This window comes from Peribacillus acanthi, from assembly GCF_003073175.1.
GTDB classification, from domain to species: Bacteria; Bacillota; Bacilli; order Bacillales; family DSM-1321; genus Bacillus_BN; species Bacillus_BN acanthi.
In genome coordinates, this window is record NZ_QBBX01000018.1 from 50,014 (window position 1) to 73,548 (window position 23,535).

Below are 23,535 nucleotides of genomic sequence, written 5' to 3' on the forward strand. Positions count from 1 at the left end.
AATCCCCTCCTATTTAGTTCCAATACTTATCTCTTTTTTGAAAGTCTTCTTGTGCGTCTTTCATTCGCTGTAGTAAAAAGCTCTTTCTCTTCCTCTGTTTCAGGAATAACACCTGGGACAGGGGTAGGCTTACCTTCACTATCCTTCGCAACCATAGTAAGCAGTGAAGTCGTAGTAATCTTTTTAATATCCGAATGCAAATCCTCTGATTGAACTTTAACGAATACCTCCATGGACGTTCTCCCTGTAGATACCACAGAAGCCTCTAATGTCATGATGTCCCCCACTTTTGCAGAGGATAAAAAATCGACATCGTCAATTGAAGCTGTGACCACGACTGTTCGACTATGCTTCATTGCACAAATTGCGGCAATCTCGTCAATATATGCTAGTACCGTTCCTCCAAAGATAGTGCCCATATGGTTTGTATCAGGAGGTAAAACCAATCTCGTTTGAATTGTTCTAGAGACATTTGAAGATAATTCTTTTTGCATAAGATTCCTCTTTTCCTATTTGATCGAGGTCCAGAAAGAAACATAAAAACCCATCACTCAATTCGAGTGATGGGTTTAGAACGTTGATGTACCAATAGACAAATTATACGTAAATGCCTATTAATATACCCTCGCTCTATCTCCCCAACTCCCGAAGAAGATAAGACGCTATAAATATGACAGGTCTCCTGACTTGTGCGTCATCCTATTCTAAGTCCTTCCCATCTTTTCGACAGTGGATACCTTAGTTCGTCTGCACTTACAGTTGCGGGAACAGTGCTGGAATTTCACCAGCTTCCCTATTAAGCCTTAATGGCATCATATTCATTGGTTTATCAATATATAGTATCGTTTTAGTTTATCAAACACAAGATATTGTATTATTCTCTATATTTGATGATACTGGATAATCTTTCATTTAGCAATTAATTTTTTTATAAAAAGAATTACAAAAATTTATTAGATAGTAAAAAGAATTACAAAAATTTATTAGATAGTAAAATGAAAGAAAATAATGAGAGGATTTCATTTTAATGTCACATAACTGGAAGGAAATTAAACACCGAATTTTACAACTTATTTAACACCTCCAATACCTAGGTAAATAAAAAAACCTCAAGGAATTTTCTTGAGGTTTTTTTAGGTTATCTTACCTTTGCTACAATTTTACCTTTAACATGACGATCTGCGATTCTATCTAGACCCATTGGGACTTCTTCTAATGAAATAATTTCCTCGAGCATCGGAGAAAGCTTATTCTGTTCAATAAGTGCAAGCATTTCATCTCCAATTCTTGCTAATTCACTTATCGCTACATGATCATTGGATGCATGTGCTGCTCCTAATGCCACCTCGTGGTAGGATGGCGAAACAGTAAAAGGCTTGATTTTTGTGAAATCTGGCGGACCAGCAATAAATGCTATATGCCCTCCAAAGGCAAGTAAATCTAGAGAATCCGTTGCGTTTTGTCTATTGACCGTATCAAGGACTGCATCTACTCCTCTTCCATTGGTCAATTCCATTACCTTTGCCTTTACATCTTCCTTATTGTAATCAATAACATAATCAGCACCTAAGGATTTTACATAATCGTGATTATGAGAGGATGCTGTAGAGAATACCGTCAATCCATTTTGCTTAGCTAACTGAACTGCGTATCCTCCTACCCCACCTGCACCACCATGAATTAAGATAGTTTTTAAATGTCGGATGGGAAGCTTCCGATTAATTACTTGGTAAGCAGTATATCCTGCAGTAGGAATTGCAGCCGCTTCCTCGAAGCTGACCCCAGCCGGAATGTGTGATGCACACCTTGCATCAACGACAGTATATTCCGCATATCCACCTTTTTTGGCAAGATCGCCGTGGTACACTATTCTGTCACCGGACTTAAAGCCGTTTACTCCTTCTCCAATTTCAGCTACAACTCCTGCCACATCCAAACCTAAAATATGTGGATACGACCAAGCAGGAACCCCACCTGTAGCCGTTTTATAATCTACAGGATTTAAACCAACTGCATGGACCTCTACAAGAATTTCACCAGCCTTAGGGAATGGTTGTTCCACTTCCTCTACTTTCATTTCCTTCCATAAACCTTTGTCTTTCAATAATAATGCTTTCAAAGGGATGAACCTCCTATATATACGTTACACTTATTTTTTAGGTACAATGGCAAATAATATACAATTCATCCTAGTAAATCAAATAAAATGCTTTCTTCAAGGAGTACTACTACTTATCTCATAAGGGATGTTAATAGCTCTTGAAAAACATAGATTGACAGCAATATTGACATAGAAAAAGACCTCCATTACGGAAGTCTTTAATCCTTCGTATAATTTAAAAGATAGTCCTCTGTGTTAATAGTTCCACAATGACTTCAGCAGCCTTTCCGTCTTCATCCTTAGTTCCTGAGAATTCAGTAATTTCAATTCCCTTGACCCTTTTATCATTTAAGATGATTTCAAATAATTTCTTTGCCATTTCAAGACTTAACCCCTTTTCACTAGGAGAATAGGCAGCTGGCATAATAGTGTCTATCAGAACATCCACATCAAAGTGGACAAGGATTGAGAAATTCTCAGGCAATGAGGATAAATGGGCTCGTACAACTTCCAGTCCTTCGTTCTGCTCCAGCTCTGATAATGAAACAATGGTCATGCCTAATTCATCCTCAGGAGAAGAATGAGGTCCAATGACACTAATGGAACTAGGTTGATTAAGCCACTTACTTTTCCAAAAAGGTTGCTCCTGCAATAAAAACCATAAGCCCGAAGCTGCAGCGCCTATACAACTGTTTGCTCTAGGTTCAACAGAATCAACATGTCCATCAATCACAAGCAAATGGGTGTCACTCCCATACACCTCCTGGAAAGCCGTATAGCTTCCTACCACGATGCTGCAATCCCCGCCTAGTAAAACAGTAAAAGCATCCTCACAGAAAAGATCCCTGGCACTATTCACGATTTGTTCCCAAACAATTTTTGGTGTTGGCCAATTTCTAACTGGCCCGATATTATGTCTTATTAGCTCTTCTCCATCCAACAAATCCCCTCTATCTTCAACATGGACCCCTAAAGCTCCTAGCCTCTGCGTTATTCCTGCTTTTCTAAATGTCTCCGGGGCAGTTTCAGTTCCCGCATACAGTGCGCCAGCATAACTTGGTACCCCAAAAATATGTATTTTTTTCATTTTGCTACCTCCTTCCTTCAACCTTTACTATTTCTCCCAATTAATCGCATTCCCTTCCTTACACATGATAGAATTTATTTCAAGAGCAGAAAAGGAGAGGATATTAAAATGAAAGTCGCCATTATTTCGGGTGCATCTAAAGGTCTAGGTGCTGCTATTGCCAAAAGAATGCTTACAGAAGGAATTGGAGTAATTGCCACATCCCGATCAACGAATGCCGATCTTGAAAATCTTGCAAAACAAAAAGGATTATTATACCGACACTATCCTTGTGATTTGTCACAACAAGAAGCTTTACTGTCTACATATAAAGAAATGATTGATCTTGTTTTAGAACAAAAACCAGAAACTATTTATCTAATAAATAACGCTGGTGTTATTGAACCAATCGAGACAGTTGGAAAATTAAATGAAGAATTAGTGACTAAGAGTATAGAAGTTAATTTACTTGCTCCTATGCTTATCACTAATTTTGTATTAAGTAAGCTTCAATCTAGTTCTTCTAAATTGATGGTGGTAAATGTATCATCTGGGGCAGCTGAAAGACCAATACATGGCTGGAGCGCTTATTGTTCAGCTAAAGCAGGTTTAAATCTGTTCACTAAAAATGTTGCATTAGAACAGGAAACAGCCGGAACACCTCATAAACTAATCGCTTTTAGCCCAGGAATTATGGATACAGACATGCAGGGGACTATCCGCTCTTCTTCAAAGGAATCCTTCTATGAACTAGAGAGATTTCAACAATTAAAAAAAGAGGGGGCGTTAAGAAATCCAGAGATTGTTGGGAATAGCTTGATTGATTTGCTACTTCAACAGGATATTGAAAATGGGAAAGTCTATAATGTGAATGAACTGCTGTAACATTTGAAAGGTTGCACCAAGAAAATGGGCTTTCTATCGCCTAGTACTGTGTTTTCGACAAGTTGGGCGTTAAACCCTAGAGTGGGCTGTATTACATCCTTTCTAAACGTTTTTATTGTACACCTGAGCCTACAAATAAAGGGGTGACTCCCTTTGAGTCACCCCTACAATCTAAAGACTATTAATCCCTGCAGTATTCATCAAAACAACTCTCCAACCATCTGGATCTTCTATTGTAACTCCACCTCTATCCCAATATGGATTCTCTGACTCTACTCTATGATAGCCCATACCTTCTAATCTATTAACAATGGTATCCCTTTCAAATCTATTGCCTATGTATAAAATTAATAAATGCTCTTTCGTTGGAGTTGGCAAGGGTACTTCGTCCTTAAACTGAGTAAACTCAAGATGGTACTGATGATTGGGCATACCAAACATCAACCCATCATATCCTTCATGATTACGAAACTCGCCTATTTTACTTAATCCGATTCCCTTTTCATAAAATTCAGCGAGCTTATCAAGTTGGTTAGTAGGACGGGCCATCCTAAATTGAACAGCCGGTAATGCTTGATTCCATTCTTTACGGATTATCACTTCATAGGGATAATCCGGATGGACAAACGTTCCATCACAATCTCCAGAAATGGTAATTTTTATTGGATGGATTTCTGCTCCCCTTTCAGTTGGATACCAATGGCGCCCTTCTTTCACTAATACGAAATGCCCCATAGTATCTCCATAGAAGGAAAAAGTATCATTTTGTCCGTTCACTTCATCCTTTACAAATTGAGAAAGAGTCTTCTGCATAGATTTTACATCATCAGAAGGAATCCCAATTTCACATACATCAAACCATCCTTCTGGTTCTTGGTCGCCATAATAAAAAGGACGTTCCAAAAGCTCCAAGATATTCCCATCAGGATCAGTAAAATAAGCTTGCTTGCCTTTCCAGTGGAGCTTTGTTTCACCATTTTCATCTTTTTGCAGAATACCCTCACCTGCTAACTTTTCATAAATTTTCTCAAAATATGCACTTCCCAACCGAAAAGCTAGGTGATAATAAGACATTGATTCCGACCTTTCAAAGACTAGCTTTGTGGTCCCTGCCATTACAGAAAATAAATTTTCCGATTCAACCATCACATCCATTTCTAACGTTTCCTTATAAAATGTCTTCATTTTATCCAAATGAAAACATTTTACATTCAATTGATAAATTTTCATTCGCCCAACCCCTAATCTGCACTATCCTTTATAAAACAATTTTAACTTATTTTTACAAAAATATATAATATTGGGCACGATTTGTGTTCGGGAAAAAAATTAACCCATTCAGTTAAAAATGATGTGCATTCGGTAAAATATGTCCACCCTGGTCGGTAAATAATCGGGTATATCTTCGGTTTAATATCCTTTAGTAGTCTTTTGACTTGTTTGTCTCATCCAGCTCACTAACAATAAAAGAACTGGCATCAGAAATCCCGTTTGTAAAGAAATAATTGTCCAAATCGTACTGCTAAAAGTATTCAATATCACAATATCTTCGCCAATAATAATCGAAAAATTTACAAGAAAGAAACCCACTGGGAAGGTAAGCATTTTATATGAAGACAATTTGCAAATGGTTTGTATACCCTTTAATAAACTATAAAAACAAATAATCAGTTTAAAGAAAATTGATATGATCCAAATAAATGCCACGATTACTTCCATACGCTCTAACACAACTGGTATTCTTAGAAGTTTAGCCAACACATATGTTGAGTACATCTGATTCTGTGTTTCAAGCGGACCTAAAACCATGGTTGAAACAATAACCGGAATAAATAAAAAAAAGGCACCAATACAAATTCCCCATATCCAAGCTTTTTTAGTTTTTGTCCTATTCTGTAGATGAGGAACAAGCATTAATAAGAGAACACATTCAAAGTAGGGAAAACCTAAATATGAAAGAGTCCCTTTAATAATTGGTATTAATCCATCTTCCAAAAAAGGCTTGATCCAGTCAAAGTGAATATATGGCACAATCAAAAAGCTACAAAGAATAAACAATCCTATTACCCATGGAAAAAAAACTTCACTGGACCGTGCAATTGTTTCTATTCCTAACCTGGATCCTAAGATAATTATTAGCATAAATGCAGCTATAATGATCGATAATGGAGATTTAGGCAAAATCTGAGTAACCACGAAATCGCCAATTCCTCTTAAGATTAACGAACAAAGAATAAGTGCATAAAGACATAAAATAATCGAGAAAAAGCCTCCTAAGTATTTCCCAAATGTTAATGTATACATTTGAATAATATTCTTTTCTGGGTAAAGTCCGATTAATGTTAAATAGACGAGAAGATTGATAGCAACCCCTATTGCTCCTCCAAGTAAGGCGACGATCCATGCATCCTCTTTAGCATGAAAAGCTAAAGTAGAAGGGAGGAATAAAATAGCACTTCCAACAACAAATAAAATATTTATTATTAAAAGCTGTAATGATGAAATTTTTTCTTCCACCTTCATACTTTCACCTTCTTTACATTAACTCGGTTCGTTTTGTTTCTTTCTTTCTACCTTTTATCCATCCTATTAATATAAATATTAATGGGAAAAGAAAACCATAGGTTGCATCAAAAAATGGCCAATATTTCTCAATGATGTATTGATAGTGAGTAACATTAGGCGTTACAAATAATGAAAGAGCTAGAACTAACATACCTACAGGATATGTAGTGATTTTTGGGGAAGAAAGTTTAAAAAGCTGAGCCAATCCGAGAGAAGTGGCATAGAAATAAAGCGTAACCTTGATAAAGTTAGTAGAAATCCAAATAAATCCAATTAGTACTTCGATTCTTTCTAAAAAATTACCAATATGTACTTTTTTAGAAAGAGTATAAGCCGGATATACCTGCCTTGATGTCACTTCTGGACCAAGGACTGTAATACAGAAAAACATCATAAAAAATAAAGCTAGTCCTCCAACGAGCGTTCCAATCACCATCCATTTCTTTATGGATTTGCCAGTTACGGATGGCAATAGCATAAATAAGAAGGCTAACTCTAAAAAAGGAAATGCAATAAATGTTAATGAGCCCCTAAGAACGGGCTTCCAACCATATTCAAACATTGGTAACAAATTATCCCCATTACTTGCTGGAATAAGCATGAAGAAGAGTAACAATGTCATCAACATAATCCAAGGAAAGATGATTTCACCAGTACGAGCAATCGTTTCTAACCCCATTCTTACTCCCATAATCACAATTGCTATAAAAATCGTATGCAGCGGTAATAAAGGCGTATCTGTTAGTATATCAGTACGAATGATAATTCCTAACTCTCGAACATGGGCACCCATTGAAATAATTAAATAAAATAGAAATGAAGCACTAACAGCTCCCCCTATCCATTTTCCAAATAGCTTTGAGCTCGTTTCTATATAAGTTTCATTTGGAAAGCGTTTGTGAAAGCTATGAAAAAAAAAGGTGAGTATGATACCAGTAAAAAGACTAATTAATCCAGAAATCCATGCATCCTGCATTGCTTCCTTTGCCGGAATGTAAAGCAATACGATCGTTGAATCTCCCATCACCCCCAGAGCTATGATGACCATTAACTGTAAGGGAGAAATTTTTGTATTTGGCATAAAACGAAATCACAACCTTTTTCATTGAAAAAGGGTCGTAATAAATTTATTGAAGCATCTACGACCCTCATTAAAAAAATTTCATCTATGAAAGAAATGTAAATACAGCATCACTTATGGGTTTGTACACTTTTTCTAAAATTTCTAACGGAGAGGCAATATTTACTTCTAATGCAATAAGAATGGCTAAAGTTGTAGCCAAAACTTGCAGACTATAAAACACGATGAGGTCCTTTACCTTTTTTTGTTTCAAAAGAGGTAGAGCCTCAAGATACACGAACAGCAAAGTGATGGCTATTATCCCAATTACTTTCCACATTGATTTACTCCATTTTCATTTCTTTTTCATAAGAATTAGATATCGTTCCCAATCTCTTTATTTCAACTTGAACGTTATAATCAACACTTAAAGTTTCAAATCTCTCATTCCAATTATCCTTCAACTTTTTCCATTCCTTTGGATATTCTCTTCTAATAGCCTCCCCAAAACCAAATACATCGCTTTGTAAATCTTGCTGGACTCTTTTAGAACTCGCTTCCATTAATTTTTTCACATGTTTTGAAACGATTTTTTCAATCTGTTTAATGGATTTTTCCTTCGTAATATCCATCTGACATTGAAGTTCACCAATATTTGCATCAATATCAACATTGACACTAATATGGGGTTCACCCTTTTTCATTTCCGGTTTTATATCAGTTTTGGTATTGAACACTTCTACAGCTGCCTTCTCCCCATCCTCACATCGAAACGTTCCTACAGTAGATTTGACATTTCCTGCAATGTAATTAAATCCTTTACTCTCTTTTTCATTTAGCCACCCAACAAGCTTGTCCCCCTTAAAGGCAGCAATCCCGGCTAATTTTAGTACCGCTGCAGGCTGGATTTGCTCTATGCCGCTAAGATTTGACCCTTTTTTGGCATCTCCACTTACTTTAACACCTGTTAAAATGGGATCTTTCCCTTCAACTGTAATGGCTGTAATCAGTTCATCGAGCCGGATTCCTTTAGAAGGTGCCCATTCCTTTTCTGAGAGCTCTAAGGAGGAATATAAACTCACGGATGGATTAGGTTCTGTAGGAGTTAGAATCTGCATGACATTTTCAGCTTTGTTTTTCTTTGCAACTAAAATAAAAAAATCAGCTCGGAATTCATAATTTCTCGAGATAAAGTCAAGAGGTTTAAGAATGCCTTCTCTTGCAAGTTCTTCACCAATTACAATGAGTTGAACGTGAGACATATAGAGTTTCCTTGGAACTTCAACCGTTAGCCTTTTCAATGCCTCGTATACCGTTTTTCCAGTTGTTTGATAGGTTGTCACTTCTAGCCGCTCAGTTTTGGACTGCGAGGCCATTTCTGCTGGATTAATCACTTGCACTGTAACCTGGTATTTTCCACTTTCTTTTACTTTGTCAATCCCCATTCCAGTTACAATCATTAAATCGTTAATTTCCTTACTACTCCAACAACCGGATAATAGAAGCATTGAGAATATAGATATAAATACCATATTCCATTTTCTCTTCATAGGCATGCTTCTCCTTAGCAAAGTTATTGTGTATTGGATGTATCATTTGAAGGTTCCCTCACCTCATCGTTTTGTCCGATAAGATTGGGTCTAGTTTTAAGCATTTTTAAAGGAAAACGGAAAAGACTATCCTTTTGGTCACGTAAATTGAATGGCCCAAACCCTTCTAGATAAGGAACACCAAATGAACGTAAACTTGTTAAATGCAAGACTAATGCAAGAATTCCTAAAATGATGCCGTACAATCCGAAGACTGCAGCAATTAACATAAATCCAAACCTTAACATGCGAACTGCAAGTGTCAAATTATAAGATGGGATCACGAAGCTTGTAATGGCCGTAAAAGAAACGATAATAACCATTGCAGGTGAAACCAAACCTGCTTGAACAGCAGCTTCCCCTATTACAAGTGCTCCAACAATTGAGATTGCAGAGCCTACAGCCCGAGGTAACCTGACGCCTGCTTCCCTCAAAATTTCAAATGTAGCTTCCATAATAAGTACTTCAACAATTGCTGGAAAAGGTATTCCTTCACGTGTAGCTGCCAAGCTAATTAATAAAGGGGTTGGCAACATTTCTTGATGAAAATTAGTCACTGCAATATAGGAGGACGGAACCAATAATGTTAGTAAGAATGAGGCGAACCTTAACATTCTTATTAATGTGCTATAGTCAGAACGTTGATAATAGTCTTCGCTGGATTGCAAGAATTGGACAAAGATAGCAGGTACTAGTAATACGAAAGGCGTTCCATCCACGATAATCGCTACTCTTCCTTCAAGGATTCCTGCTACAATGGAGTCTGGTCTTTCCGTGTTATAAATGGTTGGGAAGGGGGTATATGCTTCATCTTGTATTAACTCTTCTATATATCCGCTCTCTAAAATCGAGTCAATGTTGATATTATTGATTCTTTTATGAACCTCATCCACAACCTGTTGATCAACAATTCCTTCCATGTAGACAAGGGCAACATCCGTCTTGGTGATTTTCCCTACTTGTTTTGCGTCCACTCTTAGACTGGAACTTTTTATTCTCCTGCGAATTAAGGAAGTATTCGTTCTTAAGGTTTCAGTAAAGCTATCCTTAGGTCCACGTACAACGTTTTGAGAGCTCGGCTCCGTTATTCCACGGTCCTCAACCGATTTCGTCCCCATAATAATTTTCTCTTCATAGCCATCTATAATGATTGCCGTGTCTCCGGTCAGAATGGCTTTTATCAAATCACTGAATAGGAGGACAGTTTTCACTTCTCCTGTTGAATTGGATGAATGTTTTACAAAAGAAAAAGGATCGAATTCAAGCTTCTCCTGCCGCTGGTTATAGTTCACCAGTAAAACTTCATTGATGAATTCTTGTATTAATTTTGCATCTGCCAATCCATCAAAATAAACAACAGCCATTTTCAAAGGAACGGCTTGATGCAAGTCCAATTCCCTTACAATCAAATCTGAGCTATTCCCTAACTCCTTTTTTATCCTAGCAATTTGATCCATAAGGGATGAATGGGCTTTTGAAGAGATTGTTAAAGTAGTTTGGATGTCGGTTGCCTGTTCAGCTTGCTCAGATGTCTCTTCTTCTTCGTAACGTATCTTTTTTTGCCAAAACTTCCAAAATTCCAATTAAAGCCCTCCAAAAAATATCTATACACTCATTATTTCCCAGCATTAGATTTTTACTCGAAAATAAGTAATCATCCATTTTTATAACATGTTGGTATTTTATAAGTGTTAGAGTAAAGGTTAGATAACTTTTTTGTAAATTTTGGAACCATAATTTCCCTAGCTTCGTCTAAGTTTTAGAAAGTGAGGAGGATAGCGATGCAAGTTACTAGATTGAAGGTCATCCCTTCCCCTACTCAAGTTCATTTACCAAAGGAAGATACACTCATTTGGCTGATGGAAGAGTATGGAGATATGGTGATTAGGCTTGCTTACAGTTATGTTAAAGAGAAGCAATTGGCCGAAGATATATCTCAAGAAGTGTTTATTAGCTGTTATCAAAACTTAGACACCTTCCAAAACAAGGCGTCATACAAAACATGGTTGTACCGGATTACTCTGAATAAGTGCAAGGATTTCCTAAAAAGCTGGTCTTATAGAAATCTATATTATAAGGATATCATCAGTTCAATCATGAGTTTAAAAACAGATTCAACTGAATCAGGATTAATCCATACTGAAGAAAAAGATGAGCTTTTTGAAAAAGTGTTATCACTACCTATTAAATTTAGAGAACTAATTATCCTTTACTATTATGAAGAGTTAACCATTCATGAGATATCTGAATTACTAAACATTAAATCTAATACCATTAAATCAAGACTCCATCGTGCAAGGAATATATTAAAAATTTCGTTACAGGAGGAGCATATTGATGAAAGATAAATTTCAATATCCAAAGAAAATGAATAATATCCGTTTCAAGGATACCAATCAACAATATGTATTAAACTCCATTAATAACCTAAATGGACACACCAATAAAGAACGGAAGAATTGGGGTATACGAAAGATTGTCTATTCCAGTATCGCTGCGGTAGCCTTCTTCACCCTAATGATTGGATCAACTTATGTCTCGCCTGCCATGGCTAAGGTGGTAGCACAAATCCCTTATTTAAGTTCTTTCATAAAACAGGAAGAGGATAAATACGAGCTACTAAAGGTAGTAAGTGATGCGTTAGTTAAAGAAGGCTATAATTTACGCAACATCACTGCTTCATTACAAGACAAACAAATTAGTATAATGTTAGCTGGCACTGAAGAAGATTTATCCAAGAAAAAAGATGAAGTCCAAAAGACTGTAAAAGAGGCATTAGCATCACATCAATATGGAACATTTTCAGTTAAAGTTCAAATAGACGAAAGAGTGTATACATCACACGAGGAAACTGAAGAAGAAGCAAAATATATGAGAGACAGTGAAAGTCTTAGAAAAAAAATACAAATGCAACTTGATAAGAACGGTTATGTAACAGCATTCCCTATCGAGGTTCGTATTAATAAAATTGAGAATTTCATTTATGTGGCAGTACCCAAAACTGAAAAAAGAATACCAGAACTAAAAGAACTCCTTCGGTCTACAGCGAAAGAATATGGAGATGATTTCAAGCTTAGAGTAACCCGGATCGATATGAAAGCTCGTGAACAAGAGTTACGTTGGGGGAAAAATAATATAGTAGGCATTATTGGGCAAGGTTTAATGGAAAATGAAGAGTTCAAAGTCAAAGGATATTCATACTCCTTTCATCCTTACCCGCTGCAAATTAAAATAAAAACAACCATTAACACTTCTGGTTCTGAAGCGAAAGAAATCGTAGAAAGAATTGAGAATGAGATCAAAACCTTTATACAAACAGATGAGCTGACAAAGGAAATTAGAAGCGATTCATATGAGATCATTATCCTTAGTAAGGATAAGAAAAGACTAAATTAAATAAAGGAGTGACCCAATCAAACCTAGGGTCACTCCTTATTTCTTTACACAAAATGCTTATTCTCCTCTTTCTTGAAGAAGCTCTTCATTGAATGGAAGACATCTGATTTTTGTTTTAGAATGAAATAACGGAACTTTTCATTATTGACGTTTTTATAAGCGCTCATAAGGGTAGAGTGACGGTTGTATTGATTTACCTCTCCGTAGCCGAACATATTGGAGAGCTTCATGATTTCTTCTACAAGCTTTACACATCGAGCATTGTCAGAGGTTAGGTTATCACCGTCAGAGAAGTGGAAAGGATAGATGTTATATTTTCGAGGGTTATATTTTGTATCAATGACTTCTAAAGCTTTGCGATAAGCAGATGAGCAAATCGTACCTCCACTTTCCCCTTTCGAGAAAAAGTCTTCCTCACTCACTACCTTGGCTTCCGTATGATGAGCGATGAACTCAATATCAACGGTTTCATATTTCGTTCGAAGAAATCTCGTCATCCAGAAGAAAAAGCTCCTTGCCATATACTTTTCCCACATTCCCATACTTCCAGACGTATCCATCATTGCAATAACGACTGCTTTAGAATCTGGTTTAACAATCTCATTCCATGTTTTAAACTTTAAATCTTCTTTATAGATTGGATGAAATTTCGGTACGCCACTCAACGCGTTTCTCTTGAATGCAGTCATCATCGTTTTCTTTTTATCAATATTACCCATTAATCCTGTTTTTCTTATATCGTTGAATTCAATATTTTCCACAATATTTTCATCTTGTTCCTTCCGTTGAAGATTAGGAAGCTCCAGCTGGCTGAATAGCGCTTCTTCAATCTCCAACATAGAAACTTCTGCTTCGTAGTAATCTTCTCCCGCTTGATCGCCTGCACCTTGCCCTTTGCCTGGTGCTTTTTGGTTGGCTGATCCATCTCTTGCGACCACATCACCTACTTGACTATCTCCGTCGCCTTGGCCAACATGTTTATTTTTGTCATAGTTGTATCGAATTTTATATTCATCTAGAGAACGTATTGGAATTTTGATCACTTCACGACCGTTGGACATAACTATATTTTCTTCTGAAATTAAATCCGGCAAATTATTCTTAATCGCTTCTTGAACCTTTTCCTGGTGACGTTGTTGATCGTCATAGCCTTTGCGATGGAGGGACCAATCTTCCTTGGAAATCACAAATTGATGATTATTAACATCCGACATAATTTTCCCCTCCTACATAATTTTTTAATGATATTCACACTTTTTCCATTTCTTTCATATTATATGGCGAGTGTCAAAAGCACCGATTAAACCGGATCGGTAATCAGTGCTTTACGAAAACAGAACATTAACATGTGGGTAATTGTTGATCCCACTCAAATCTAACAGCAAATCCGCTAATGGCTGAGTGGCAACATTCATTAACAAACGTTTCAAAAGTCTCCTCTGATTTTGTATCCTTTGAATAAACATACATAAAAGGAAGTTGGATTACTCTATCCTATGCAGGAAAATAGAATAATTTCCAAATTATTTAGACAATTGTGCTTTAGCCTACTAAATTTTTTTCTGAATTCTTTTGAAATTGGACAGGCTCATAAGGTTCTATTGTTTTCTTTCTACATAATAAAACGCTTCATTAATTATAAATAAAATTATGGTAAAGTATGGATAAACACTGTAAAAATGTAATTAATTTAGTTAAGCCTATGATTGAAATTGGTACTTTGTTGATTAGCATCAAATATAAGGGTTTCTAGCAGAAAAAGCGACTCAAAAGATACCTAAAATCTGCGAAAAAGGAAGATCTTGAACTCGGAATAAAAAGGAAAGTTTTAATTAAGGAGAAACCTATGATGAATTTCATAAAATCACTTTTATTAAACAAATTATACTTTCTTAAAGTGCAGGAATTAGATTTAACGAACCAAGACATTGAAGAGTTTAACAATATCTATGATCGTTTGATCCATAATGGTGAAGGTAAGGAATTTTCATATGATAGCATCTATCCAAAATATGTATTCTTAAACTATATCATCGAGAACAAAGACGTTCTTGTTCTCGGGTCTAATCATACAGATATTAAAGTATTTCAACCTCGGGAACAAACTCTTTTTAACGGAAAGCCGACCAAAGCTGTTTTTGCTTCATCAGATGCGTTATGGTCCACCTTTTTTGCAATTATCAATAGAAGTGCTTATTTAGGTTCACTCAGGAATGCATGTTTAACGAATAACACTAAAAGAGGAATTAAGCGATACTATTATTTTTCATTAAGTAATAATTTTGCAGGTAATCGTTGGGTTAACGGAACCATTTACTTCCTACCAAAACCTCTTTTTAAACGAGGCGGTATTAAAGATTAATGGATCTGTGAACAAGCAGTAAAACCAATAGCAAAAATGTCGGTGATTCCGAAGGATTTTATCTTTTTAAGTGATATTAAAACTCATAAGGAAACAGATTCTTTATTTAAGACATTATTTAATGCTCTTATATTAAATCGTTAAAGATGGGAAGAAAAATTTAAGGATTTGGAAGTAAAAAAAAAAAATGGAAGCATTCAAGTAAGCTTAGAGGAAATTTAATCAAAGTAAAAAAAGCAAAAAAGAATTCCTTTTTGCTTTTTTTTTACTTTCCTAAGAATGTTCTTTCTTATTGAATTGGTCTGGATCAGAATTCTTACCCGTTTCTTTCTCCAATTCTTTTTCTGTCTTCATTCTTTCCATTTCTTTGCCTAGCTCTTTCATCTCTTCCATGTTCTTAGCCATAGAGCTATTTTCAGGAACTTTTTCTTTTTTTATATCCTTTGTCATGTTTCTCTCACCTCAAGGAGTATATGTTAGTTACAATGTACCCCATCATCAACTAAAAGAAACAAATTCTAAGATTTTAATCCTCCCAATAGAAAAAAGCATCAAAATTCCGATATACGTCTCCCATATCTGGTATGGTCAAAATAGTTGGGATGTCAGCTGTAAAGGCTAGTGGTTGCTCTACATATTCCTTCTCTAGAAAATGGATTCCAGCAGCTTCTATTTTAGATTTTATTTCAAGGAACTCGTTGTCCCAGTCCCCATCAGGCAGCTTTCCAAAATCTGAATGTAAAGGATCTAAAAAACAAAAACCGGTTTCCGTTCTATCATCGTAACCAAATACAGCAACCGGAGCTAAACGACTAATGTAAACAACAATTCCTAATTTTCCTAATGCATTTTCGGGTGGATTAATCTCGTTTCTCTTCAAACAAAACAAATCAATATATGACGCATAACCGCTACCATAGTGAGCAAATTCCCCATGACACTTAATAAGGCCGGAACGATTTAGCTTATAATATAAGTCTCTTAAATATTTTTCTATTTCATTAGTGTCTCCCGTATTATAGGGATAAATATTACCAACAGGCTTTCCTGAAATTATCCTCTTTAACTCATCATTTGAGAAATCCAACTTCGTCACCTCTATACCATCTTATCATATACATAAAAAGAGGATGACTCATAGCCATCCTCTTCGTTGTTTAACTGGTATTATCTATTCAACAAACTGCCTACATATCGCAGTAATTCATTGGCAGAAGCCGTGCTATATCCATGTTCGTCTACTAGGCGCTTTACAACTTCATTAATCTTCTTCAGCTGCTGCTCATCTGGAGTCTTAGAAGAGGTTGTAATTTTCACAACATCCTTCAAGTCAGCAAATAGCTTCTTCTGAATTGCTTCACGTAATCGATCATGTGAATTGTAATCAAATCGTTTTCCTTTACGAGCATAGGCAGAGATTCGAATTAATATTTCTTCGCGGAATGCCTTTTTCGCATTCTCTGAAATTCCGATTTGCTCTTCGATGGATCTCATCAGTTTTTCATCTGGAGTAATTTCTTCTCCAGTAAGTGGATCACGAAGTTTTGACTTATTGCAGTATGCTTCTACATTATCGAGATAATTGTCCATTAGTGTCTTAGCTGATTCTTCATAGGAATATACAAAAGCTTTCTGGACTTCTTTCTTCGCAATCGTATCATATTCCTTACGTGCTAATGAGATATAGTTCAAATATTTCTCACGAAGCTCGTTTGTAATGGATGGATGCTGATCCAATCCTTCCTTCAAAGAACGTAAAACATCTAGAGCATTAATTGAGGGTACTTCTTTACGAATGATTGTCGATGAAATACGGTTGATGACATAACGCGGATCGATACCGGACATACCCTCATCCTGGTATTCCTTCTTAAGCTCTTCCACATCCGCAGAATTGTAACCTTCCACATTCTCCCCATCATATAAGCGCATTTTCTTAACGAGATCGATATCGCCTTTTTTCGGATCCTTCAATCTTGTTAAAATCGTGAACATAGCAGCGACCCTTAACGTATGAGGTGCAATATGGATATCCCGGACATCACTTTCACCAATCATCTTTTCATAGATCTTTTCTTCTTCTGTTACTTTTAAATTATATGGTACAGGCATTACAATGATACGGGAATGTAAGGCCTCATTTTTCTTATTGGAAATAAATGAACGGTATTCCGTTTCGTTCGTGTGCGCCACAATTAACTCATCTGCGCTAATCAGAGCAAATCTTCCTGCCTTGAAGTTTCCTTCCTGAGTCAAGGAAAGTAAATGCCAAAGGAATTTCTCATCGCACTTCAACATCTCTTGGAATTCCATCATTCCACGATTTGCTTTGTTCAACTCTCCATCAAAGCGGTAGGCACGCGGATCGGATTCAGAACCAAATTCAGCGATAGTTGAGAAATCGATACTTCCAGTAAGGTCAGCAATATCCTGAGATTTAGGATCTGATGGACTAAAGGTTCCAATTCCAACACGCTTATCTTCTGATAAAAATACCCTTTCTACCAGCACATCCTCGATTCGTCCACCATACTCTTGCTCTAGCCTCATCATATTTAGAGGTGAGAGGTTACCTTCAATTCGAATTCCATATTCATCAAAGAATTCGCTTCTTAAATGGTGGGGAATCAAATGTAAAGGATCCTCATGCATTGGACAGCCCTTAATAGCAAATACAGCTCCACGGTCTGTGTGAGTATATTGTTCTAAACCGCGTTTCAAAAGTGCCACTAGAGTCGATTTCCCTCCACTGACCGGTCCCATCAATAACAAAATCCTTTTGCGGACGTCTAATCTTTTTGCGGCAGGGTGGAAATATTCTTCAACAAGTCTCTCTAACGCTTCCTCTAATCCAAACATTTGATGGCTGAAGAACTTATACTGCCTTTTGCCGTTAACTTCTTCAATTCCTGCATCCTTAATCATGTTATACACTCTAGAATGCGCTGATTGTGCAATCCAAGGTCTCTCCTTAACCAGTTCCAAATAATCAGCAAACGTTCCTTCCCACTTAAGCTTTTGCTCTTCTTCTCTGTATCGTTCGATTTTCTTTAGAATATCCATTAAAAGACCTCCCCATGTCCTCTTCAGAGATGATTTCTATAATGTATGCACCGGTTTGACCAAACATGAGTGATAAGCTAAAAACCTTCCTTTTTCCTTATCTTGATAGTGTTCATCTTCACTCATCTATAGGCAAATGTAATAAAATCTCCACAGTTTCTCTTTTCCCCATGATTTTATTAGGGTATAATAATTTTATTGTGCAATTGGGTAAAATATGTATGACAAGGAGGATGACATAATGGGTACAATTATCATTCTTGGTGTAACTGCTGCATTCCTAGCTGCAATCTTTACTGCTGGGTACGAAAGCAAACCTGGCGTAAAAAAATAAAAAGAAGCCGAATTCGGCTTCTTTTTTTGTTTCATCCTTAAGTTAAAGCTATTCAAATTAAAAAATTTGATTTTCGTTTGAATGAGAAATCTCTGATAAAGCTTGTCCAGCTTCATCTTCTGATTCATCGCGTACTGCAAGGTCACCAAGTGCAACAATTCCCACTAGCTTTTTCCCTTCTACAACTGGCAAACGTCTAATTTGTTCCTTAGCCATTAATGCACTTGCTTCATCAACACTCATGTCTGGATTGGCAGTAACTAGGCGTTCACTCATAATGTCCGTCACCTTAGAAGAACCCGGATGTTTGTCAGCAATACAACGTAAAGCAAGATCTCGGTCAGTGATGATTCCTACTATATTACCTGCGTCACAGATTGGAATCGCTCCTACATCATGCTCCTTCATTTTCACAGCTACTTCATAAGCATTATCCAAAGGAGTACAAGTTTCTACATCAGTAGTCATAATATCTCTTAATGTCTTCATATTTTTCCCTCCAAACTGTCATTTACAGCTTTATGGTTTGAAAAATTGCCCCTCCTTATACCCTCCAATTTTTTAATCAAACGTTTGATTAAATGTTATTAATCTTCTCAAAAACAAGCTTTCACAAGGATTAGTTGGTTTTAATCAAACGATTGATTAAGAATAAAACACCACTGTTTCTATCCGTTATTGTTCCTAATTTATTTTTTAAAAATTGGTTCGAAACCTTAGTTGCTCATATCCTTTACTCCTAAAATTGCCCTACAACGCCGTACTCTTTTTGGCCAACTTTTCTTTTATAATGCCAAAAAAAATAACCTATCCTTGAAGATAGGTTATTTTAAGTGCGCAAAATCTTGTTGTCTTAATGCCTCGTAAATAAGGATTGCTGCTGTATTTGATAAATTTAAAGAGCGAATGTTATCTGTCATTGGAATTCGTAAACAGCGATCGGTATTTTCTTCAATAACTTCTGGGGGTAATCCTTTCGTTTCTCTACCAAAAATAAAGAAGTAATCCTTTTCAGTATTGCTATAGTCAAAAGTAGTAAATGGAATCGTTCCTCGTTTAGATAGGAAAAAGAACTCACCACCGTCATTTTTCTGAAAAAATTCTTCCAATGAATCATAATACGTAATGTCAACATGTTCCCAATAATCCAGTCCTGCTCTTTTTAACATTTTATCATCTGTAGAAAATCCTAGAGGACGAATTAAATGAAGTGCAGTGTCTGTTCCCGCGCACGTTCTTGCAATATTACCTGTATTGGATGGAATTTCTGGTTGAAATAATACCACGTGTATAGCCAATTCTTTCACCTCAAACATAATCTATGCTGTTATTATAACACTCTTTCGCATACGGACAACCTAATCTGTCCTGTCATCAATAATATGGAAGAATGTGTATTTAATATTCGGTGTATAAGCTGAGGAATCTTCATAAGCCCAATATCTCTTCCGACTATCATACGTATTAGCATTAACAAAAGGCATGCCATTCTCATCTCGTCCAGTAACAATGGTATTGTGATTGTATCTTCCGTCCCCTTCAAAATCATAGCAAATGATGTCACCTAATTCCAACTCGGTAACATTTGAAACCCTTCTTGCCCTTAACCCCGTTTTCGAATTAGACAGATATAATTTTAAACTATTGGCTACAGCCCAACTATAGCTCCACGTCGAGCCTGTATACCAAAATCCTTTTGCTCGAGTAGGATTGCCCCACATAGGCGCTCCACCTGCACGTAAACATTGTGAAATATAATTCGTACAATTATCTTTAAAGGATTGATATCGCGGATTACGACTATCCCACCACCTCTCGGCATATTGTACAGCCTTCATTCGGTCATATATGAAAGGAACCCTATTTGAGCGAACATCATCCGCAACAATCTCTTCGCTTCCAGTCTCCTGATGGAAATCCACTATGATTTCTTGATCATCCACTAATTTGTCATTTTGAAATATTGCTCTTCGTGATTCCTGTTGTTCTTCTATATAAAATTGATCCTTTTGCTTTAAAAAGAAGCTATATCTAACACTATACTCCACCATCGTATCTTGGCCGTTCTGTTCTATTTCTACAATATTGGCCCAAGCTTTTACATTTGCAATCTCAATATTTCTTTTTGCAAATGATTCAATTCGGTTAAGGATTCTTGGATCTTTCACCATTGCACGCTGTCTTCCTACATATTGGTATAACCGCTCCTGTAACCTCTCCATTAATATTCTTCTCATGATTCGTTCCCTCCTCTGTACTCATATGTATGAGTACTTGACGGAACTTAAACTTCAAAAAAAATAAAACAGCAAGCTCGCTGTTTTATTTTCCTACCATTTGTAATCCTTTTTCAATTTCCACTAGCACTTCGCTGTCTTCTTCCTTTACTTTTGCTGCGTAAAGGGCATCTTTCGCCCTTTTGCCACCAATTTTTCCAACTGCCCAAGCAGCAGTTCCTCTAATGACAGGACGAGTGTCGTTTTTCATAACTTGTATTAATTCATCAATCGCTGTTTCATCTTTATAATGAGCCAAAGCAATAATCGCATTTCTTTGGATTGGTTTTTTCCCTCTCCAAGAACCAGACATATGCCCGTACTTTTCCTTGAACTCTTTATTACTGATGTTCAGTAACGGACGTAGCAAGGGTTTTACTAGTTCAGGATTCGGTTCCATCTCTGCATGGAAGTGAAAATCGATTCCCTTATTTTTAGGGCAAACGGTTTGGCAAGTATCACAGCCATACAAACGATTCCCTAGTTTATTTCGGAATTCATCGGGAAGGAAGCCTTTAGTTTGAGTTAAAAACGCGATACAACGCTGCGCATCCAGTTGTCCTGGTTGTACGAGCGCTCCTGTAGGACACACATCGAGACACTTTGTACAGCTACCACAACCATCTTCTATCGCATCATCAGGAGCAAATGGAAGGTTGGTAATCATTTCTCCTAAATAAACATAAGAACCAAATTCTGGAGTGATTATGGAACAATTTTTCCCACTCCAACCGATACCTGCACGCTCAGCTACACCACGGTCTACCAATTCTCCTGTATCCACCATAGATTTTAACTTCGCTCCTGGTACCTTGGCCTTAATAAAATCCTCAAGTTTATTTAATCTGTCACGAAGGACATGATGATAGTCCATACCCCATGAGGCTCTACAAAAAATCCCTCTTCTTTCTCCTCGTTTACTGCGTAGCTCTGTATTCAGTTTGGAAGGATAAGCCAGAGCAATAGAAATTATAGAAGCAGGCTCATCTATTAATAAGGAAGGAGTGATTCTTTTTTGAATATCCTTCTCTTCAAAACCAGATTGATAGCCAAGTTCCTGCTGTCTCACCAGTCGATTTTTAAGCTCTGTAAAAGGGTCTGCAGAAGTAAAACCTATTTTATCGATACCGATTGTTTTACTGTATTGTACAATCTCTTCTTTAAGCTTAGCGTAATTCAAATAGAATCACTCCTTTCTAGCACTGTTCTTTATGAAATCACTGATATATATGATAAACTATTTGAAAAACAAATGGGAGTTGGAACAAATGGAAATATCCATAGATCAGACACTAAAAGATAAAATACCGGGATTTAAAATAGGATACATCCATTACAAAGGAATTGAAGTAGGAGATTCCCCCCAAATGCTTAGAGGAAGACTTCAGCTTTTTCAGGAATCCTTATATTTTGATATGCTTGAGAAAGAAATTATGAACTTTGAAGGACTAAAGGAATGGAGAGATACATTTAAACTGGCAGGCACGGATCCTTCGCGCTATAGACATGCTGCAGAAGCACTTTATCGACGGATAAAGAAACAAAATTATTTATCTCCCGTCCATTCCGCAATTGACGTAAATAATTTCTTTTCCCTTCAGTATCAAGTTCCCATCGGAATTTATGATTTATCCCACATTAAAGGGGATATAACATTTACAATCGGACAAGCTAACGATGAGTATGAAGGAATTAATGGTCGCACTAATTCGATGTTTAACATGATTCATTCGAGGGACGAAATTGGTCCGTTTGGGAGTCCATATGTAGATTCAGAACGAACGAAAGTTACCGAGGATACAAAGAATGCCGTTCAATTTATATACTTGCGTCCTTCCAGTAGCGCAGAGAAAGCTGAAAAAATGACTCACTCTTTAAAGGATATGTTCTTACAAATCCATGGTGGAGAAGCAGAATATCGCGTTATATAAGTTAATATAATAAAAAACGCAATGCCTCGTTCTCAAAGTAACGAAACACTGCGTTGTGACCTATGTATGGAGCGGGTGATGAGAATCGAACTCACGACATCAGCTTGGAAGGCTGAGGTTTTACCATTAAACTACACCCGCATTTGTAGGATTTTGTCGAATTGTGTAACTTGATTACAAAAATATTATATAATCATCTGAGTGTAAATGCAATACTATTTTAAAAAATTATTAAGGTTTTATTAAGAATTTGTTTATAAAGTGGTTCTTCCTTTAGGAGAATCACTTTTTGTTTTTTTAGCTTATTTCTTCGATCCGATAACGGATTCAAGATACCCCACAAATGAACCGTTGTTTTATACTCATCTGACTAAAGTTTGGTGTTGGTATGACTTCTCAAGGATGGTTGAAAACATTCATTGACTCCTATTTCAGTTTCTCCTCTATTAATAAGTAAGAACTAATAGCCCCTCCTAAATTTACGGAACATCCGTCAACCTAATTCCCACAACATACTTTTGCAGTTCCATTCTAACATTCTCTTTCCAGTTTACACATAGACATACCTGACAAAACAAGGAAGGTGATGGGCAAGGTAGAAAAGAAAGCATGATTGCCACATTTTTGACAAAGTCTAGGCGTTAAATGACAAGTTTTTGTGACTTATGTCACATTCTATAAGTGAAATAATAATTAAAATGAGTTTAAGACATAAAAAGGGGGAAATCAAATGTTTCTTGCTTGGTTGATGATAATCAGTATCATTTTAGTTTGCATTTTTTCAACATTAACAATATTTAATAGACTTAAAGAAATAGAAGAATATGAAATAGCTAATTTCCAGTCTCAATTTAAAAAACTAACCATGAATAAAACTGAAAAGATGAAACAAGCAGTATAATGAATC

23 protein-coding genes, 1 tRNA gene and 1 riboswitch are annotated in these 23,535 nt (G+C 36.4%); of the genes, 6 read left to right on the top strand and 18 right to left on the bottom strand.

Annotated features, from left to right (window positions below; genetic code table 11):
* Positions 1 to 26 precede the first annotated feature (26 nt).
* From DBX25_RS16370 to DBX25_RS16380, 3 genes are all read right to left on the bottom strand, one after another.
* Positions 27 to 494 carry an acyl-CoA thioesterase gene (locus DBX25_RS16370; protein WP_108671868.1) on the bottom strand — a complete coding sequence of 156 codons (468 nt, stop codon included), beginning with the start codon at positions 492 to 494 and terminating at the stop codon, positions 27 to 29.
* A 161-nt stretch (positions 495 to 655) separates the two neighbouring features.
* Positions 656 to 832: riboswitch (cobalamin riboswitch) on the bottom strand.
* 306 nt (positions 833 to 1,138) lie between these two features.
* Positions 1,139 to 2,119, bottom strand: coding sequence for a zinc-binding dehydrogenase (locus DBX25_RS16375; RefSeq protein ID WP_108671869.1), 981 nt, complete (start codon positions 2,117 to 2,119; stop codon positions 1,139 to 1,141).
* Between the two features lie 217 nt (positions 2,120 to 2,336).
* Positions 2,337 to 3,188 carry an arginase family protein gene (locus DBX25_RS16380; protein WP_108671870.1) on the bottom strand — a complete coding sequence of 284 codons (852 nt, stop codon included), beginning with the start codon at positions 3,186 to 3,188 and terminating at the stop codon, positions 2,337 to 2,339.
* A gap of 108 nt (positions 3,189 to 3,296) precedes the next feature.
* Here DBX25_RS16380 and DBX25_RS16385 point away from each other — a divergent pair, with 108 nt between their 5' ends.
* The gene (locus DBX25_RS16385) at positions 3,297 to 4,052 is read left to right on the top strand and encodes a (S)-benzoin forming benzil reductase (protein WP_108671871.1); all 756 of its coding nucleotides are present in this window, start codon (positions 3,297 to 3,299) and stop codon (positions 4,050 to 4,052) included.
* A 171-nt stretch (positions 4,053 to 4,223) separates the two neighbouring features.
* Here DBX25_RS16385 and DBX25_RS20950 read toward each other — a convergent pair whose 3' ends face one another.
* The 6 genes from DBX25_RS20950 to DBX25_RS16415 form a co-directional block, all read right to left on the bottom strand.
* Positions 4,224 to 4,601: a VOC family protein gene (locus tag DBX25_RS20950; protein ID WP_205685257.1), complete on the bottom strand. Its 378-nt coding sequence runs from the start codon at positions 4,599 to 4,601 to the stop codon at positions 4,224 to 4,226.
* 861 nt (positions 4,602 to 5,462) lie between these two features.
* Positions 5,463 to 6,575, bottom strand: coding sequence for a GerAB/ArcD/ProY family transporter (locus DBX25_RS16395; RefSeq protein ID WP_108671873.1), 1,113 nt, complete (start codon positions 6,573 to 6,575; stop codon positions 5,463 to 5,465).
* Positions 6,576 to 6,588: 13 nt separating this feature from the next.
* Positions 6,589 to 7,698, bottom strand: a complete 1,110-nt coding sequence (locus DBX25_RS16400; RefSeq protein ID WP_108671874.1) for a GerAB/ArcD/ProY family transporter — start codon at positions 7,696 to 7,698, stop codon at positions 6,589 to 6,591.
* An 85-nt stretch (positions 7,699 to 7,783) separates the two neighbouring features.
* Complete coding sequence (locus tag DBX25_RS16405; protein ID WP_108671875.1) at positions 7,784 to 8,017, bottom strand: hypothetical protein; 234 nt, start codon at positions 8,015 to 8,017, stop codon at positions 7,784 to 7,786.
* A gap of 4 nt (positions 8,018 to 8,021) precedes the next feature.
* Entirely contained in the window at positions 8,022 to 9,227 is a 1,206-nt protein-coding gene (locus DBX25_RS16410) for a Ger(x)C family spore germination protein (protein ID WP_157950998.1), read from the bottom strand.
* Positions 9,228 to 9,250: 23 nt separating this feature from the next.
* Entirely contained in the window at positions 9,251 to 10,723 is a 1,473-nt protein-coding gene (locus DBX25_RS16415; RefSeq protein ID WP_108671895.1) for a spore germination protein, read from the bottom strand.
* Between the two features lie 324 nt (positions 10,724 to 11,047).
* Here DBX25_RS16415 and DBX25_RS16420 point away from each other — a divergent pair, with 324 nt between their 5' ends.
* Together DBX25_RS16420 and DBX25_RS16425 are read left to right on the top strand one after the other, a co-directional pair.
* Complete coding sequence (locus DBX25_RS16420; protein WP_108671877.1) at positions 11,048 to 11,614, top strand: sigma-70 family RNA polymerase sigma factor; 567 nt, start codon at positions 11,048 to 11,050, stop codon at positions 11,612 to 11,614.
* Positions 11,604 to 12,662 carry a DUF4179 domain-containing protein gene (locus DBX25_RS16425; RefSeq protein ID WP_108671878.1) on the top strand — a complete coding sequence of 353 codons (1,059 nt, stop codon included), beginning with the start codon at positions 11,604 to 11,606 and terminating at the stop codon, positions 12,660 to 12,662. Before DBX25_RS16420 ends, DBX25_RS16425 begins: the two co-directional genes overlap by 11 nt.
* Positions 12,663 to 12,706: 44 nt before the next feature.
* Here DBX25_RS16425 and yhbH read toward each other — a convergent pair whose 3' ends face one another.
* Positions 12,707 to 13,876, bottom strand: coding sequence for a sporulation protein YhbH (gene yhbH / locus DBX25_RS16430; RefSeq protein ID WP_108671879.1), 1,170 nt, complete (start codon positions 13,874 to 13,876; stop codon positions 12,707 to 12,709).
* Between the two features lie 632 nt (positions 13,877 to 14,508).
* Between yhbH and DBX25_RS16435 the strand changes: the two genes are divergently transcribed.
* Positions 14,509 to 15,024 (top strand): hypothetical protein, encoded by a 516-nt coding sequence (locus tag DBX25_RS16435; protein WP_157950999.1) that lies wholly within the window; start codon positions 14,509 to 14,511, stop codon positions 15,022 to 15,024.
* 273 nt (positions 15,025 to 15,297) lie between these two features.
* On the opposite strand, the gene DBX25_RS20870 is transcribed toward DBX25_RS16435, so the two are convergent.
* The 7 genes from DBX25_RS20870 to queG form a co-directional block, all read right to left on the bottom strand.
* Positions 15,298 to 15,474: a hypothetical protein gene (locus DBX25_RS20870; protein WP_170110139.1), complete on the bottom strand. Its 177-nt coding sequence runs from the start codon at positions 15,472 to 15,474 to the stop codon at positions 15,298 to 15,300.
* A gap of 76 nt (positions 15,475 to 15,550) precedes the next feature.
* Complete coding sequence (locus DBX25_RS16440) at positions 15,551 to 16,120, bottom strand: hypothetical protein (RefSeq protein ID WP_157951000.1); 570 nt, start codon at positions 16,118 to 16,120, stop codon at positions 15,551 to 15,553.
* A 71-nt stretch (positions 16,121 to 16,191) separates the two neighbouring features.
* Complete coding sequence (locus tag DBX25_RS16445) at positions 16,192 to 18,087, bottom strand: PrkA family serine protein kinase (RefSeq protein ID WP_108671882.1); 1,896 nt, start codon at positions 18,085 to 18,087, stop codon at positions 16,192 to 16,194.
* 391 nt (positions 18,088 to 18,478) lie between these two features.
* Positions 18,479 to 18,910, bottom strand: a complete 432-nt coding sequence (locus DBX25_RS16450) for a CBS domain-containing protein (RefSeq protein WP_108671883.1) — start codon at positions 18,908 to 18,910, stop codon at positions 18,479 to 18,481.
* A 335-nt stretch (positions 18,911 to 19,245) separates the two neighbouring features.
* Positions 19,246 to 19,719, bottom strand: a complete 474-nt coding sequence (gene trmL / locus DBX25_RS16455; protein ID WP_108671884.1) for a tRNA (uridine(34)/cytosine(34)/5-carboxymethylaminomethyluridine(34)-2'-O)-methyltransferase TrmL — start codon at positions 19,717 to 19,719, stop codon at positions 19,246 to 19,248.
* 60 nt (positions 19,720 to 19,779) lie between these two features.
* The gene (locus DBX25_RS16460) at positions 19,780 to 20,658 is read right to left on the bottom strand and encodes an amidase domain-containing protein (protein WP_108671885.1); all 879 of its coding nucleotides are present in this window, start codon (positions 20,656 to 20,658) and stop codon (positions 19,780 to 19,782) included.
* An 85-nt stretch (positions 20,659 to 20,743) separates the two neighbouring features.
* Entirely contained in the window at positions 20,744 to 21,877 is a 1,134-nt protein-coding gene (gene queG, locus DBX25_RS16465; protein ID WP_108671886.1) for a tRNA epoxyqueuosine(34) reductase QueG, read from the bottom strand.
* Positions 21,878 to 21,965: 88 nt separating this feature from the next.
* Between queG and DBX25_RS16470 the strand changes: the two genes are divergently transcribed.
* Positions 21,966 to 22,628: a B3/B4 domain-containing protein gene (locus tag DBX25_RS16470; RefSeq protein ID WP_108671887.1), complete on the top strand. Its 663-nt coding sequence runs from the start codon at positions 21,966 to 21,968 to the stop codon at positions 22,626 to 22,628.
* Positions 22,629 to 22,695: 67 nt separating this feature from the next.
* Here DBX25_RS16470 and DBX25_RS16475 read toward each other — a convergent pair.
* Positions 22,696 to 22,769: transfer RNA gene (locus DBX25_RS16475), tRNA-Gly, on the bottom strand.
* Between the two features lie 589 nt (positions 22,770 to 23,358).
* On the opposite strand from DBX25_RS16475, the gene DBX25_RS20710 reads away from it, so the two are divergent.
* Positions 23,359 to 23,529, top strand: a complete 171-nt coding sequence (locus tag DBX25_RS20710) for a hypothetical protein (protein ID WP_157951001.1) — start codon at positions 23,359 to 23,361, stop codon at positions 23,527 to 23,529.
* The last annotated feature ends 6 nt before the right edge of the window (positions 23,530 to 23,535 follow it).

Bases quoted from the DNA above. Each gene is read 5' to 3' on its own strand.
- DBX25_RS16370 (WP_108671868.1), bottom strand. From the start codon at position 494: ATGCAAAAAGAATTATCTTCAAATGTCTCTAGAACAATTCAAACGAGA.
- DBX25_RS16380 (WP_108671870.1), bottom strand. From the start codon at position 3,188: ATGAAAAAAATACATATTTTTGGGGTACCAAGTTATGCTGGCGCACTG.
- DBX25_RS16385 (WP_108671871.1), top strand. From the start codon at position 3,297: ATGAAAGTCGCCATTATTTCGGGTGCATCTAAAGGTCTAGGTGCTGCT.
- DBX25_RS20950 (WP_205685257.1), bottom strand. From the start codon at position 4,601: ATGGCCCGTCCTACTAACCAACTTGATAAGCTCGCTGAATTTTATGAA.
- DBX25_RS16395 (WP_108671873.1), bottom strand. From the start codon at position 6,575: ATGAAGGTGGAAGAAAAAATTTCATCATTACAGCTTTTAATAATAAAT.
- DBX25_RS16400 (WP_108671874.1), bottom strand. From the start codon at position 7,698: ATGCCAAATACAAAAATTTCTCCCTTACAGTTAATGGTCATCATAGCT.
- DBX25_RS16405 (WP_108671875.1), bottom strand. From the start codon at position 8,017: ATGTGGAAAGTAATTGGGATAATAGCCATCACTTTGCTGTTCGTGTAT.
- DBX25_RS16410 (WP_157950998.1), bottom strand. From the start codon at position 9,227: ATGAAGAGAAAATGGAATATGGTATTTATATCTATATTCTCAATGCTT.
- DBX25_RS16415 (WP_108671895.1), bottom strand. From the start codon at position 10,723: ATGGATCAAATTGCTAGGATAAAAAAGGAGTTAGGGAATAGCTCAGAT.
- DBX25_RS16420 (WP_108671877.1), top strand. From the start codon at position 11,048: ATGCAAGTTACTAGATTGAAGGTCATCCCTTCCCCTACTCAAGTTCAT.
- DBX25_RS16425 (WP_108671878.1), top strand. From the start codon at position 11,604: ATGAAAGATAAATTTCAATATCCAAAGAAAATGAATAATATCCGTTTC.
- yhbH (WP_108671879.1), bottom strand. From the start codon at position 13,876: ATGTCGGATGTTAATAATCATCAATTTGTGATTTCCAAGGAAGATTGG.
- DBX25_RS16435 (WP_157950999.1), top strand. From the start codon at position 14,509: ATGATGAATTTCATAAAATCACTTTTATTAAACAAATTATACTTTCTT.
- DBX25_RS20870 (WP_170110139.1), bottom strand. From the start codon at position 15,474: ATGACAAAGGATATAAAAAAAGAAAAAGTTCCTGAAAATAGCTCTATG.
- DBX25_RS16445 (WP_108671882.1), bottom strand. From the start codon at position 18,087: ATGGATATTCTAAAGAAAATCGAACGATACAGAGAAGAAGAGCAAAAG.
- DBX25_RS16450 (WP_108671883.1), bottom strand. From the start codon at position 18,910: ATGAAGACATTAAGAGATATTATGACTACTGATGTAGAAACTTGTACT.
- DBX25_RS16460 (WP_108671885.1), bottom strand. From the start codon at position 20,658: ATGAGAAGAATATTAATGGAGAGGTTACAGGAGCGGTTATACCAATAT.
- DBX25_RS16470 (WP_108671887.1), top strand. From the start codon at position 21,966: ATGGAAATATCCATAGATCAGACACTAAAAGATAAAATACCGGGATTT.
- DBX25_RS20710 (WP_157951001.1), top strand. From the start codon at position 23,359: ATGTTTCTTGCTTGGTTGATGATAATCAGTATCATTTTAGTTTGCATT.